The organism is Leisingera aquaemixtae (genome assembly GCF_001458395.1).
Lineage (GTDB): Bacteria > Pseudomonadota > Alphaproteobacteria > Rhodobacterales > Rhodobacteraceae > Leisingera > Leisingera aquaemixtae.
On sequence record NZ_CYSR01000021.1, the window covers coordinates 403,927 to 418,196 of the forward strand.

Annotated in this window: 12 protein-coding genes and 1 pseudogene; 4 read left to right on the forward strand and 9 right to left on the reverse strand. The window is 60.7% G+C overall.

Features of this window, described 5'->3' with window-relative positions:
• Positions 1–175 precede the first annotated feature (175 nt).
• The 6 genes from PHA8399_RS10475 to PHA8399_RS10500 are packed head-to-tail and all read right to left on the reverse strand — an operon-like array spanning position 176 to position 4,038.
• Complete coding sequence (locus tag PHA8399_RS10475) at positions 176–568, reverse strand: response regulator (RefSeq protein ID WP_082649515.1); 393 nt, start codon at positions 566–568, stop codon at positions 176–178.
• Positions 561–1,739, reverse strand: coding sequence for a sensor histidine kinase (locus PHA8399_RS10480; RefSeq protein WP_058286085.1), 1,179 nt, complete (start codon positions 1,737–1,739; stop codon positions 561–563). Before PHA8399_RS10480 ends, PHA8399_RS10475 begins: the two co-directional genes overlap by 8 nt.
• Positions 1,736–2,383 carry a SpoIIE family protein phosphatase gene (locus PHA8399_RS10485; RefSeq protein ID WP_058286086.1) on the reverse strand — a complete coding sequence of 216 codons (648 nt, stop codon included), beginning with the start codon at positions 2,381–2,383 and terminating at the stop codon, positions 1,736–1,738. Before PHA8399_RS10485 ends, PHA8399_RS10480 begins: the two co-directional genes overlap by 4 nt.
• Positions 2,374–2,790 carry an anti-sigma regulatory factor gene (locus PHA8399_RS10490; protein ID WP_082649516.1) on the reverse strand — a complete coding sequence of 139 codons (417 nt, stop codon included), beginning with the start codon at positions 2,788–2,790 and terminating at the stop codon, positions 2,374–2,376. Before PHA8399_RS10490 ends, PHA8399_RS10485 begins: the two co-directional genes overlap by 10 nt.
• Positions 2,787–3,143, reverse strand: a complete 357-nt coding sequence (locus PHA8399_RS10495; RefSeq protein WP_058286087.1) for an STAS domain-containing protein — start codon at positions 3,141–3,143, stop codon at positions 2,787–2,789. The genes PHA8399_RS10490 and PHA8399_RS10495 overlap by 4 nt, the downstream gene beginning before the upstream one ends.
• A 1-nt stretch (position 3,144) precedes the next feature.
• Positions 3,145–4,038: an STAS domain-containing protein gene (locus PHA8399_RS10500; protein ID WP_058286088.1), complete on the reverse strand. Its 894-nt coding sequence runs from the start codon at positions 4,036–4,038 to the stop codon at positions 3,145–3,147.
• A 180-nt stretch (positions 4,039–4,218) separates the two neighbouring features.
• On the opposite strand from PHA8399_RS10500, the pseudogene PHA8399_RS21965 reads away from it, so the two are divergent.
• Together PHA8399_RS21965 and PHA8399_RS22790 are read left to right on the forward strand one after the other, a co-directional pair.
• Positions 4,219–4,458: pseudogene (locus PHA8399_RS21965) on the forward strand (IS3 family transposase); the annotation flags it as partial.
• 145 nt (positions 4,459–4,603) lie between these two features.
• Complete coding sequence (locus PHA8399_RS22790; protein WP_280137379.1) at positions 4,604–4,702, forward strand: glutathionylspermidine synthase family protein; 99 nt, start codon at positions 4,604–4,606, stop codon at positions 4,700–4,702.
• A gap of 463 nt (positions 4,703–5,165) precedes the next feature.
• Here the strand turns inward: PHA8399_RS22790 and PHA8399_RS10505 are convergent, their stop codons facing one another.
• The gene (locus PHA8399_RS10505) at positions 5,166–5,669 is read right to left on the reverse strand and encodes a DUF995 domain-containing protein (RefSeq protein WP_058286089.1); all 504 of its coding nucleotides are present in this window, start codon (positions 5,667–5,669) and stop codon (positions 5,166–5,168) included.
• Positions 5,670–5,809: 140 nt separating this feature from the next.
• Positions 5,810–6,721, reverse strand: coding sequence for a calcium-binding protein (locus tag PHA8399_RS10510; protein ID WP_058286090.1), 912 nt, complete (start codon positions 6,719–6,721; stop codon positions 5,810–5,812).
• 716 nt (positions 6,722–7,437) lie between these two features.
• Between PHA8399_RS10510 and PHA8399_RS10515 the strand changes: the two genes are divergently transcribed.
• Entirely contained in the window at positions 7,438–10,818 is a 3,381-nt protein-coding gene (locus tag PHA8399_RS10515; protein WP_244270192.1) for a trifunctional glycoside hydrolase family 18/polysaccharide deacetylase/glycosyltransferase family 2 protein, read from the forward strand.
• Positions 10,819–10,994: 176 nt separating this feature from the next.
• Positions 10,995–13,370 (forward strand): DUF3131 domain-containing protein, encoded by a 2,376-nt coding sequence (locus tag PHA8399_RS10520; protein WP_244270193.1) that lies wholly within the window; start codon positions 10,995–10,997, stop codon positions 13,368–13,370.
• A gap of 54 nt (positions 13,371–13,424) precedes the next feature.
• Here PHA8399_RS10520 and PHA8399_RS10525 read toward each other — a convergent pair whose 3' ends face one another.
• A complete protein-coding gene (locus tag PHA8399_RS10525; protein WP_082649522.1) occupies positions 13,425–13,874 on the reverse strand; it encodes a hypothetical protein in 450 nt (149 codons plus the stop codon).
• Positions 13,875–14,270: the final 396 nt, after the last annotated feature.

Below are 14,270 nucleotides of genomic sequence, written 5' to 3' on the forward strand. Positions count from 1 at the left end.
TCGGGCAGATGCAGCCGCTTGCCGTGCCCTTCTTCGCGGCACCGAGCGCTCCGCCGCTGCCCCAAGCGAGCATGCGTTGCAGTCTCACCACGCCCGCTCCCGCCCAGAACCGCCGCGTGCCGCAGCGGCTGCGGGGACCGCTGCCGGCCTTGACGGCTGTAAGGGCCGCGGCACATCAGTGCAGAAGCGACGCCGCTTCGGCCAGGTGGTCCGGTGACAAGGGTTTGCACAGGAATTTCTTGACCAGGGGAAACTTGGCCGCACGCTCCAGATCCGCCGGATTGACCGTGGTGCTGACAATCACCACCACAGGCACCGGGTCCATGGCCTGGATCTGATCGGCGTATCTTTCCAGAAACTCGAAGCCGCTGATCGGCGGCATGTTGATGTCCAGGAAAATGAGTTCCGGCGGCCGCCCGCCGTCTTGGATGAATTGCATTGCCGCCAAAGGCCCGTCGAACAGCTCCAGATTTTCGAACATCTGCGATCTGTTGATGATGCGTTCCGCAAACTTCCGGTCCATCCTGTCATCATCAATGACGTAAACGACTTTATCACGGCTACTCATCCTGTTTCTCCTCCAAATCCAGATCGACGCTGAAAGCCGCGCCTTTCCCGGCCTGCGAAACGACCTGAAGCACCGTGCCGTGGGCCTCTGCCACACGCTTGCACAGGGCCAGCCCGATTCCCGACCCGGGGCATTGCTCATAGCGGTGCAGGCGCTTGAACAGCTCAAAAATCCTGTCTTGCATGTCCTCAGGTATGCCAGGCCCGCTGTCGGACACAGACAACCGCACCTTGCCCGCCGTCTCAGCCGGCACACACACGATCCGGACCTCTGCCCGCGGCCCTTCGCTCCCGTATGTCAGGGCATTTGACAGAAGGTTGGCCAGCAAAACCCGTATCTGGAACGGGCTGCCCATTACTGCGGGCAACGCCCCCACATGGATCTCCGCCTGCGCGCTGGCGGCCAAAGCGTCCATGTCCTTGAGGATCTGCTGCACCATCTGCTGCAGGTCCACGCGCTCCGGCGTGAACTGGTGACCGACAACGTTGGAGTAATCCAGCACGTCATCGACAAGCTGCCGCATCCGCTGGGCAGTGCCGATCAGATCCGTGATCAGCTCCTGCGCCTCGGGCTTCAAATCCGCCTGAAAATCCTCCAGCAGAACGCCCAGAAAACAGTAAAGCGTGTTGATCGGTGTCTTGAGATCATGGGACAGCGCATAGGTGAAATTCGACTGGTCCTGGTTGGCCTGCACCAGCTGCCGGTTCTTGCTTTCCAGCTCTTGCGCGCGCAGGCGGATCTCATTCGTGCGCTTGCGGACTTCCCGGTCCAGCTCGTCCCGCTGGCGGGCCAGTTCGAAGGTGATGTCGCGCAATTCCTCCTCGACGCGGCGGCGCTCTGCGATTTCTTTTCTCAGGGCGGCCATGCCGCTGACATAGCCGCGCAGCGCCATGTCATAGACTGCCACGCCCTCCAGGAAAAAATCTTCTGCCCGCTCAAGGCATGCGCCGCTGCTGCCCGAGGGCAGCAGGCTGTCGCGCAGCCCCGCAAAATGCATCAGCCCGAAGTCGGGCAAGGGCACTCCCGCCTCCAAGGCAAGCCGCGCCGTCTCATACGCCTCTGCCAGAAGCTCAGCTTCTCCGCTTTGGAGATAGGCGGCCAAGGCTGTCTGGTACCGCTGCGCCACCAGCGTCAAAGTCTCTTTCGCCGGGTGCCAGTCCACACCGGTCATGGGCTCCTCCGCTGATGGGAAAGGGCCAGAACCGTGCGGTCATCATGGTCTTTGCCGTACGTGGCAAGACAGGAGGCGACCCACTCCTGCGGGGGGATGCGGGCGGTGGGGAGAGCGTCGCGGAACCGCCGCGAAACCCCATCCGAGGCAAGGACCAGGACATGGTTGGGCGGGAACGGCTGGATTTGGGGCAGCACCCCGGGGAACTGCACTCCCAGGGTTCCGCCCTTTTGCAGGATTGCCGAGCTGCCTTCACTATCCGGTGGAAGTGCGCAGATGACACCCTCGACATCCCCGACCGCGGCCCACTCGACGGCGGCGAGTTCAGGGTCTATCAGCGCCACGGCAAGCGCTGCGCCGCGGGTGCCCAGGACACGTTCATGCGCGGTTTCAAACACCTCCGCAATTGAATTGGCGGAGACGGTCGCAAGCGCCTCCAGGCAGGCGTTTGCTGCGGCCTGGGCGCCCTGTCCGCTGCCGACGCCATCCGCCAAAGCCACCATCAGCCTGCTGCCGGCACGCCGCAGCAAATAACCGTCGCCGCAAACAGAGCCCGCCATCTTCGGCGCCTGCGCCGCAGCCCAGTCAATCCGGGTGCCGCCTGTCTCAAAGGCGATGCTGCCGCTGTCTGCGCTTACCGCCATTTTATCACCGTCACGACAAGGCCCTGGCCGGGGTCCGAGCAGATATCGAACTCATCAACGATACGTCGCGTTCCCGGCAGCCCGAGGCCCAGGCTGTTGCCGGTGGAATAGCCGTCCTGCAAGGCAAGCTCCACATTGGCCAGTCCAGGCCCCCGGTCCCGGGCCGTGACCTTGATACCGGTCTTTGCACCGGCCCTGGCCGTGCAGATCTCGATTTCTCCCTCCTTGGCATAATTCACGATGTTCCGGGCCAGCTCCGATACGGCAGTTGCAATCAGGGCCTGGTCCGGCCTGCTGAACTCCAGCTCATCCGCGAGCCGGCGCGCCAGCTGTCGTGCCGCCACCACGTCGCTGTCACAGGAGACCCGCTGCAGCATCACAGCGGGATCCGCTGCGGGCGCGTTCATGAACCGTCTCGCAGAATGGCGATGCCGTGATCCAAATTCAACGCTGTGGGTATGTTTTCCAGCTTGAGGCCAAGCAGCACCATTGCCATCGCGATTTCCGGGCGGATGCCCACTATCGCAATCTTTGCGCCGCGCAGCGAGACCGACGCCGCGATATCGCTCAGCATCCTGGTGCCGAAGCTGTCGATCACATCCAGCAGGCTGACATCCAGGATGACCTTGGTTGCCGACAGGCGCGCAACCTCAAGCAGGATGTGGTTCTGCATCTCCTGGATGTCGCTATCCGACAGCTCCTCCTGCACCGCTGCTATCAGCAGGTCGCCCTGGCTTACGATGGGGACACGCCGGCCCACCCTAGCGCTCCAGAAGCTTGCGCGCGGTTTCAACACCCCGCTCAAGATCTCCCGCAGGGTTCAGCGCCTCGCCGGTCACGCCGATTTTTACCAGGGATTGCGCCACCTCGGCGCTGATGCCGGTCAGCACTGAGTGCGCGCCCATCAGGCGGGTTGCCGTCATTGTCTGTATCAGGTGATTGGCAACCATGCTGTCGACCGCAGCAACCCCGGTAATGTCAAGCACCACCGCCCGGGCATTCTGCTCCCGGATTGCATCAAGGATCTGCATTGTCAGAAGCCGCGACCGGTGGCTGTCAAGCACGCCGACCACAGGCACCAGCAGCAGCCCCGCCTGCAGGCGCAGCACCGGCGTCGGCAGCTCGCTCAGCTGGCGTTCGCGCTGTTCGATCGCATCGGTCCGGGCGGCCGAGAAGGCTTCGATCGTCATGGCCTGATGGCACGCCGCCGCCTTGCGCAGCGCTTTCTCGGTCTCCAGGGCGCCGGCTTCGTCTTCGGCCTCCTGCCGCAGCAGATCGCAGATCCGGTTGATGGCAAAGGTATAGAGGCCAAGATAGAAGCTTGGTGAGATGCCATAGTTTTCATTGAACAGCCCGGCGCGCACGCGGTCCTGGAAGGATTTCTGGTCGAGGCCTGCCTCAAAAAGCTCCAGCAGATGCCGCCGCTGCTCGTCGCGGACGTCCTGCATGCCGTGCGGAGGGCCATCGCCGCCGGGACGGTCGTACCCGCCCTCCCGGCTGTAGAATTCCTCCAAAATCGCCTCGATATTCTGTTCGGCCAAAGGCAGCAGGCCGGACACCCGGACCCGGTCGTCCTGGCTGACATCGAACCAGCCCCATACCTCCCGCAGCCCCTTGGACGGGGATTGGAGTGTGGAAGAAATGACCTCGTTCATGGCGCCCTCGCAACGATGGATATGCCCCACGAGAGTCCGGTGATATGCTTAACGAAGGCCTAAGAGGCCAAGGAGCGGCCAATAATTCGCCGTAAAACCAGTGCGTTGAAACTGGTTGCGGACGGCCCAAGGTTTGCCCCGCCCCGCGGGCCCAGCTGACGCCCGGGTTCAGAGCCCGTCAACGTCTCTAAACGCCGCGCCTGCCGCGTGCTGGGACAACACCGATCCACTCTGCGGCGTATCCCGCAAGGCCGCGCAGACGCGGATAGATTGGTGGCTGACATGATCGAACTGGCCCGGCAGTACGGCCGATATGGCTGCCGCAGGATCGCAGCGCTGCTGCGAGAGGCCGGTTGGTCTGTCAGTGACGGACGTATCGAGCGGGCGTGGCGGCGAGAGGGGCTAAAGGTTCCGGAAAAATAACCGAAGAAGGGACGGCTCTGGCTGAATGACGGATCAAGGTGACCTCAGCACTCCAGGCGGTCACGGCAGCGAAGGCTGTATTACTTAGTCCTATTGTCCGCCAGCCCGCTATTGTGATGACAATGCGATGCTCGGATTCTGAATTGTTGGTGATACTGCTTGCGGGCTATGCATCCGCGAAGACCCCCGCGAAATCACTCAGGACCTTTCACGGTTCGTGCCGCATGTGATTTCGGTGTAAATTCCGCCCGATTGAGGTCAACGCGAAAGTACTTGGGCAAGTGCTACTGTCAAAGGAAGTATGATGTGTAAAACTTCAGACTTGATCTGACGGACACCTCAGCTTTCCGTGCTGAATACGGTCTGGCGGCTGTCCGATGGTTCGGAAGCTGGAGGATTGGCAGCAGCACTGCAACGAGGACAGACCACGCAGCGCGATCGGATATAACATCCCGATCGCCAGGCATTATCCCGATGGCGTCGCCAGCCCGTCATCGTGAAACAGCCGGGAAACTCCAGCGCCCCGCGGTAAAGCACTGGGACTCAGAGCACAGCCCTCAGACTCCCGCTGAGAACGAGGGACAGGCGCGGCGCAGGTCGCGGGCAGCTCGCTCGCGGCCCTCCCTTGTCAAATTACCCAGCACTGTCCGCTCTGCACGGACGCGAGTTACTCAGACATTTCAAACCCGCCGGGAAGGTTTTTGTTACAACCCCAGCTTCGAACGGGCTCCCAAAACATTGGATTGAAATTTGTACCCCTTTTTCATCCCGGAGTACTTTTTAATTCCGGAATTCTTTCCGGCCAGCGGCCACCATTCCGGATCATTGGGCCAGCTGCGCCAAACGGTTCCCCAGCGGTCAACGACATGGGAAATACACGTCTGTTCGCCAAGGCTTTTGCCTGCCTGATCGCCGTTCGGCCAGTACCAGGACAGCTGATGGCAGACGCGGCCCTGAGGGTCGATTGTCCATTCCCCGGCGCCCAGGCTTTCACTGTTTTCGCCGCACCAGGCGCGGGCTTGCTGGTTGGGGGCATAGTAAATGCCGCCGCCGCACCCTTCGGCCCAGATGTCAGTCTTTCCGGCATAGATCCCCGCAATGCGTTGCGGAGAGGCGGGCTTGGCGCTGCGAGGTTTCGGATCCGCGAGAACAAGCGACGGAAGGGCGCCCAGAAGGACAGTTGCGGCGAGTTTCGCAGCCAATTTCATGTAAAATCTCCTACGGTTAACAGCAGGCGGTCAACAAAGGCCGCCCTGGAATTTTGCGTGTTTCGTGCCTGGCCCCTGATGGCTGGTTTGCCTGAAGCCGTTGCCTTGGAAGCCAAGGCCGCTGCCGGGACACGGTCTCTTCAGAACAGAAAGCTGGACCCGTCGTCGAGCTGTTCGACGGTCGTGTTCTGCACCGTTATTGTGACATTTCCGAAGTAGACGAACACATCCTCGCCCTGCTGGTCAAAATCCACACCATTCATGCCGGACGCTCCGCTTTTCACATGAATTTTGTCAATGCCGATTTCGAAGTCGGTAATGACGTCTGTGTGATCGTTCCGTCTGAACACAAAGACATCAGCGCCAGCCCCGCCGGTAAGCAGGTCATCGCTTTGCCCGCCTGTCAGGGTGTCTTGCCCGCCGCCGCCGCGCAGGGTGTCATTGCCGGCACCGCCAGATAACCTGTCGTTTCCCTTGTTCCCAATCAGCGTGTCGTCCCCGGAACCGCCGGCAAGTTTGTCACGCCCGCGTCCGGCGATGAGTTGATCACTGCCGTCTCCGCCTTGCAGCAGATCCCGTCCGCCGCCGCCCAGCAGCCGGTCATCGCCGCCCCCGCCTGTCAGCGTGTCGTTGCCTGCTCCGCCCCATGCGGTGTCGTTGCCAGTGCCAAGACGGAGAGCATCACTTCCGCCCAGCGACCGGATTTCGAGACCGGTGCCAAGGTTCAGGGAAATGTCGTCATCTCCGGAAAACAGTCTCCGCATCAGTTGCGGAGCGCTCATCGCCTCATACTCCGCATAAGGGAGTGCGAAACCCGAAATCGAGACGAGCGACGTGTCACCGTCGGAATAGGACAGTGAATAGATTTCCCAGTCACTTTGGAGTGTGCTGGTGAAGTTACCTGTCAGCGTCAGAACAGAGCCATCAAGGGCAGTCATCTCGATTGAGAAGCTGTCGATTTCAGTGCTCGCGGTCTCATCGAAATTCTCGAATGCCAGGAGTCTGATCAGAGTCGGCGCGCCATTTAAACCGCCGATAAATGCGTTAGCCATGGCATGTGTCTTTCTGCTGTGTAAACTTCATCGTGCTTATACCGGTAGAACAGCACCGGGGAAAAACAATCGATTTTCAATAAATCCTACCTGAAGGCCGGATTTGAATAGATTTTCGAGGCCAAAGCGGCCTGACGGGCAAAACTGTTTCCAACTTCTGAACTGTTCTGTGTGCAAACCGCAAGCGGAGACCCTGCGGCCTGAGAATCGTGCCGCGTTTTGCCTGGCGGCCGGCCTGCGTTTTGACCGTACAAAGCCCCGGATTTCCTCGGCTTCTTCGATTCTCAGCAGCCATTCAGCAGCTGCGCGCATTAGCGGGTCCGGGCGGAACGCTAAGCACGAGAGCGGCTCGTTGGATCAGGTTTTCTCAACAATTCCCCGCGGGCCGCGGGATTGTTATCCCATAAGCGGCACCCCCAAGGGAAATTCAGGAAAAATTTGAAGAAATTTTGACAAAGCCGGTTTCAAGCAGGACATTGGCCGCCATGTAGCCTGCTCTGCTTTTTTTTTCGCGCGGAACCGCTGTGGGGACAGTTTTCGCGCACATCAGACAGCAGTGCTGGCCTGCTTGGGGGTCGGGGGACCGTGGCAAACGAACGTGTTGTTTTGTGCTTAGCAGGTGTGTGCCTGCCAGCTCTCGAAATGCAGTGCCGCTGCATTCGGAGGGCGCTTGAGTGAAACGGTTTTCCTTTCATCAGGATAGGCTGGAAACAGTCGTGTCGTCCCGCAAAGTGTTCGACGACCCGAAACGAATCCGGGCGCGCCGGGCCAGGGCTGTGGTCATCGCCCTGGTAACGGCTGTCCTATGCTGGGCGATCCTGTTCCTTGACGGCTCGTTCTCCTTGCAGTCCGCGCTGCGTGAACTGAACCCCTTTCACCGGGACAACCGCAGTCATGTTCATCCAGCCGGGGACAGCAACGGTCAGCACGAGCTGACCCATCTGGTGTCGGCGTCACCGGTCCCTCAGGCTGCGCCCGCCTGCGAAACAGGACACAAACAGCCCGTGTTTTCGGCGATGGCAGACCCAGGGGACCCGCGGGTCTTCGGCCACGTGCCCGTGTCGTCTGAAGGGGCATTTTTGTCGCTGGAAGACAGCTGCGGCCAACTGGGCGTGGTTGTGCCGGAATGGATCAGCATCGTCGAAGAACAGGACCGCCCTGCAGTGTCCCTGATCAGCAAGGACACCCGGATTTCTGTTGAAGAATACATGTCCGGCGCCGCTGTGCGTCCGCAGCTTCTGCCGGCAGTCCTGCTGGGAGAGAAGAGGAAAGAAGAGGCTTTTCTGGACAGTATCGCTGATGCGGCACAAGCACCGGCCCTTGCCGAAGGCATGGCCGGCGCTGTGGCCGCCTTGAACGCCCAGGGGGCGTGCCTGGATTTCACCGGATTGGACCCCGACGCCTTCCAGCGCCTTAGGCCGCTGATGTCGCGCTTTTCTGATACCTTCCGCTCTCGCGGGCTGACAGCCTGCACCATTCTTGCAGGCAGCCAGGCTGAGTGGAAGGACGCGGAACTGACCGGTCTGTTTGATCAGGTTATCCTGAAGCTCTTCCAGGAGCCCTGGGCGGAATCCGTGCCTGGCCCGCTTGCCCCGTACAACTGGATTGAGGATGTGGCAGCTGAGGCGGTGCAAGCCATCGGTGCAAAAAAGCTGGTTGTCGCGATCGGAAATTTCGCCGTTGAGTGGACCTCCGGGTCATCGAAACCGGAGCTGCTGTCTTATTCGGAAGCGATGCAGAGAATGAGCGCCGCCGGAGCGGACCTGCGCTTCAGCGCAAAATCCTCCAACAGCTTCAGCCGCTACCGTGACGCACAGGGGCAGCAGCGCAGGATCTGGATGCTGGATGCCGCATCCGCGCACAACCAGCTGCTCCGCCTGAAAGAGCTCGGCATTGCAAATGTCGCTGTCTGGTCGCTCGGCCAGGAGGACCCCGGCATCTGGAAAGTTCTGCAGCATCAGAATGCTGCCAAGGATGTTCTGGAAGCTGAACTTGCCGTTGCCGAGCTCAACAACTTTGTCGATTACAAGGGTCAGGGCGCCTTCATCCGCATCGACCAGCGCGCATCGGCCGGTGTCCGTCAGGTGACCTTCGAGGCCGAGACCGGGCTGGTCACGGACCAGAGCTACAGCCGGCTGCCCAAGCCGTATTCGATCGAGCTTTACGGCAAGCCCGAACGGCGCAAGCTCGTGCTGACCTTCGATGACGGCCCGCACGAAAGGTTCACCAAGGAGATCCTGGACATCCTGCAGGAAGAGCAGGTGCCCGGCGCCTTCTTCGTCGTTGGCACCAGTGTCATGAATTCTCCCGACCTGGTCGCCCGGATGGTTGATGAGGGGCACGAGATTGGCGCGCACAGCTTTTCCCATCCGAGAATGGACCAGATCTCCCAGACCCGTGTCGATCTGGAATTTGCGCTTCTGGACAAGATCCTGGCTGGATCAGCCGGCCGGAAAACCATGCTCTACCGCGAGCCGTTTCAGCGCCGCGGCGGACCGATCAGCGCAGAACGTGCCGCCTCGCTGGAGGCTGCCGAAGCCCGCGGGTTCACCATTGCAGGTATGGAAATTGTCCCCAAAGACTGGGAAGGCTGGGACAGCGGGAAGATCGCGAACTATGTGATCGGCGAGGTGGAGCAGGGAAACGGCAATGTCATCCTTCTGCACGATGGCGGCCAGGACCGCACCGCGACCGTGGAAGCCGTCCGCCCGATTATCCGGTCGCTCCGGGCAAAAGGCTATGAGTTCACGACGCTCGCGGATCTTCTGGGCACCAACCGCGCGGCCTTGATGCCCGTGGCCCAGGGCGGCTCTCCGGCCTTCGACCGGGTGTCTTTCTCCTTGGTCTGGATGGCGCAACAGGCGGTCGTGGTTGTTTTCTGGGTGGTGCTAGCAATCGGCCTTCTCCGCTCGGTCGGCATTCTGATCCTGGCGCTTTTGAACCGCCGCGAACGGTTTACGCCGTTGCAGAGGCAGCCGAAGGTTGCCGTGGTTATCCCTGCCCATAACGAAGCAAAGGTGATTGCCCAATGCGTCGAAAGCGTCCGGGCGAGCGGTTACAAAAACCTGGAAATCATCGTGGTGGACGACGGCTCGACCGATGACACGCTGCTTGAGGTCCTGAAGTTCGGCCACAAAAGCGAGGTGCGCCTCATCTCGCAGCCGAACCAGGGAAAATGGAGCGCGCTGAACAGGGCCATCCAAAGCACCGACGCAGAATTTGCGGTTTGCATCGATGCGGACACGCAGGTCTGCAAAGACGCGATCACCCATCTGGTCAGGCATTTCGCAGACCCGAAAACCGGCGCGGTGGCAGGCAAGATCATCGCAGGCAACCGCGTGAACCTGCTGACCCGCCTGCAAGCTTTTGAATATGCGACCTCCCAGAACGTCGAACGGAAGGCCTTCGACCTGATCAACGGTATCCTGGTGGTCCCCGGCGCCATTGGCGCCTGGCGGGTCGAAGCTTTGAAGAAGGCGGGCTTGTTCAGTGAGGAAACCCTGACCGAAGACACCGACCTCACAATTCAGGTGAACCGGGCGGGCTATACTGTGGTGTTCGAGCCCAAAGCCAAGGCCTACACCGAGGTGCCGGAGAATGTGGGCCAGCTCCTGAAGCAGCGGCTCCGCTGGTCCCTGGGCATGTTCCAAAGCGCCTGGAAGCATAAACGGGCGATCCTCGAGGGGCGTCCGATCGGCCTGGTGTCCATTTCGGACATGTTCGTGTTCGGCTATGTCTTCCCGCTGCTGGCCCCCATCGCTGACCTGTTTGTGATCTTTATGATGTACAACCTCATGGCAGGCGGCTGGACGGGCGATGTTGGCAGCACCCAGCAAGTGCAAACGATGCAATACCTCTGGGCCTTTCTGGCGCTGCCGGCCTTGGAGCTGCTGATCGCCGCCATTGCGATCACCACCGACAAGGACGAAAGCAACTGGTCCCTGCTGCTGTTCCCGCTGCAAAGGCTGGTGTACCGCCCGCTCCTGTATTTTTCGGTCATCCGCTCGATCCTGCGTGCCGTAACCGGACGTTTAGCCAACTGGGGTAGCGTCAAACGTCACGGGCGCGATTACGGTTTGGTGGCCGGCAACACATGAAACGCAGATCATTTCTGAAATCGGCGGCGGCCGGTCTGGCGCTGCTGCCGGGCAAGGGAGCTGCGTCCACGCTGTGGCAGCTGCCGGCGCAGGCGTTTCCGGTTGTTACAAACATCACCGAAGACGTCTCGATCCCGCATCTTATTACGTTGATAGATGCGTTTCTCGACCGCAACATGCCGCTGGCCTGCCTCGTCAATCCATTTGACAAGCACGGCCAGCCCTACCCTGCGCAAAGCAAGCTGGCACAGGTGCTGAACGGGTATATGCTCGGCAGGAACGGTTTGGATGTTGTGCCCTACATTCCGGAGCTGTCCTCGCTTTCTGAGCATTTTCAGGCCCGGGCAGCCCATGAGGCCCGCTCTGCCCTGCAAACCATGCTGCTGCCGGCGGTGTCCGCCCGAAACACGCGCCGCCTCATGCAGACAATCGCTTGTGCGGATCAGGATGCCCCCGCTGCTCCGCGGGGGGTGCGTTCCGCTGGCTTCCTCAATCTCCTGTCGGTTCCGGCGCAGTCGGCTCCGGTTCGCTCGGAAACTTGGGAAAACGGTGTTGTACGGCTTTTTGGCGGCACGGTGCAGTCCCTAACGGATTTCCACGGCGATGCGGCTGCTGCCGGCATTTCGGCCAGCCAGAACATTCTCTACCTTTCAGCCCAGGACATCTCCGGGATCGATCTGAACCAGCTGGAGACAGCTGCGGAGCGGTACGCCAGCGCGCTTTCGAAACAAGAGCTGGATGGGGATGTGTCTCTGCTGCCGGTGACGGACATCCAGCTGCGCGACAGCTACGGGTTCAAGCGTGTGGTGTGCCTGCATGTGCTGCAGCCGCAGGCGGATGATCGCGATCAGGCATCCGCGTATTCGGCCTTTACGGAATTCCTGAAGGCAGCGGGCATCCCCTATTCGACCGGGGCGGGAGACGCGCAACGGGCCGGCAGCGGTTTTTGGGTTCGGACCGATTTTCAGAATGAAGACGCCAAGGCTGACGCCGGGCAGCCCGGCATGTTCCCCATTGATATCGAAGACCCGAGCGCCGCCAAGATCCGGACGGCCCGGCCGCTGGGGCCAGGCATCGGCGTGACTTTTCCCGCGAACGCGGCCGGACCGCAGGGACTGGGGCCCGCGGGTTTCCTGCAATTCCCGCGCCGCGTCATCAGCGGCAGCGGCAGCGGCGTGGTGGAGGCATTTCAATCTGCAACGTCCGGAACTGAAGATGCAGTGGTTTTCCTAAAGCCGGACGCGATTGCATTCCCGCCGGAGCGGCGCGCACTGGAAGGCCTTCTGCAAGACATGGCGGCCGATGAAGGGACGCAGTTTCTCCTGCTCGAAACGTTTGCCCGGACTGTTGCGCCCGCGGGACCGCTGCCCGCCCGCTACCGAAAGACGGCTGCCACTGCGCCAGAGCTAATAAAAACACGCCCCCGCCTGGGCGATGCCGGGCGGGAGGAGCTGCTTGAAGATGCCCGCGTGGCTTGGCGGTATTTCGAGAAATTCACTGACCCTGGCACCGGGCTGTGCCCTGCAACCGTGGATTTCGCGCCAGGCGGGCGGTATCACGAGGCCGTTACGATGTGGGATGTCGGCAGCCACATCAACGGGCTATTGGCAGCCAGGCAAATCGGCTTGATCAGCCAGGAGGGATTTGCTGCCGCAATCCGCAAGATCCTGCCGAATATCGCGGGCCGGACGTCGCAGGGCCGCCACTTGCCGCAGGGGTGGATACGGACCGACCGCCGCAAGTGGGGCAACAAGAACTTTGACGGCTCCGACGCGGGCCGGTTGCTTGCCGCCTTGGACAACCTGCGCCGCAACAGCAATTTCGGCGAACAGCTGGAGGCGCTTGTCGGCTCCTGGGATCTTCAGCAGGTGATCATTGACGGCGAAATCCACTCTGTCACAGACGGTGAATTGAAGACCTCATACGTGTCCCACAGCGCCCATTATTCGGCATTAGCCTTCCGGCGGTGGGGGGTGTCCGCAAAGTCCCCGTATGAGGTCTTTGCCAACCGGTCGGAAGCCGATGGGCAGATGGCCCTGCTTGAAGCTGCGGCCAGGATCGGGCCGATTGGGGCAGAGCCCCTGTTGCTTGAGGCGATGGAATTGGGGATGTCGCAGGAAAGCGCCTATCTGGCTGACGTTCTGTTTGCTGCGCAACTGGAGGATTTCCGCGAAACAGGCCGGCTCATCTGCGTCTCGGAAGGGCCAATCGACAAGGCGCCCTGGTTTCTCTACCAGGGTTTGCAGCTGGATGCGGCGGAGCGCACGTGGGCCTTTGACACCGTCGGGCAGGAGCCGGAGTACCGGACGCCCGAATTCCGCAATGAGAACCTGGCTCTCAGCAGCAAGGCCGCCTTTCTCTGGTCGGCCTATCAGCCGCATGACTACTCCGAAAAACTGGTCAGCTTCACCAGAAATATTGCCCGGACCAAGAATGGTTTTTCGTCGAGTATCTACTTGAAAACCGGGCGGCCGACCGAGGCCTACACGGATCTGAACACAAACGGTGTTATCCTGCAGGCAATTGCGCATCGTCTTGCCGGTTCAGGCTGACTGGCCCGAACAGGCAAGACGCGGAATGGGAACCGTCTGCACAACAGCTTTGCTTCAAAACGTGGCGCATCCGCTGGCAGCAATCTCTCCCGGCGACACCGGGTAACCTGGCCTTGGGTTCAGAATAACCGGCTGAATGCCAGTGATGCGGTTCATGCAGCCGTCAACCCAGCTTTCATTGATGCCCTTGCCGCCCACGTAGATATCCAGCCAGTCATGGCCCTGATAGCCGCTGTGGCACGGTCCTGCCTGCGGTTTTGGCCCATCACCGCACAGATCCTCGACAATTGCGTATCTTTGCAGGTTCTTGATGTAGAACTTGGTGCCTGCCGGGTAGTCCATGTAGCTGCGGCCGTTCCGTTTCACATGTCCGACTGCAAGCGTCACCGGGTCTTCGTAAGTGCCGGTCCCGCCTGCCTGCCGGTGGATCACCGGGCGGGCAATCTGTGCCGAGCCGCGCGGGGTATTGTCCCAATAGCTGTAGCCCGTTAAAAATGCGTTCATGGTTTGTTCCACCCCATACGCAGCGCTGCCGCTCACTCCTGCGGCCACACTTTCGTCAACCAGAAGCCGGGTGCTGTGCATTCCGTTCAGGCTGTCATTTGCTCTGTCCTGAACACTGCAGCCTGCTGCAGCAAGCAATGTCCCGGCGAAAAGCGCAATTCTGGAAACTTTGTAAGTCATACTGTCATCCTGTTTAACTGAGTACCCAGGAAGCTGCAGAGCAGTTTGAAATCGCAGCTGCCAACAGCTGCAATATGCACAGGATAGGGTAATAAGAGGTTAAAAACAAAGGGAAAATTTTAACAAAGCCGGAAGGTCAAGGGCGGAAGTCCCTGCTGGAGGGCATGTTCCGTTTTAAAACACCGGGTTATTGGCAGGTACGTTTTTCCCGCAAGG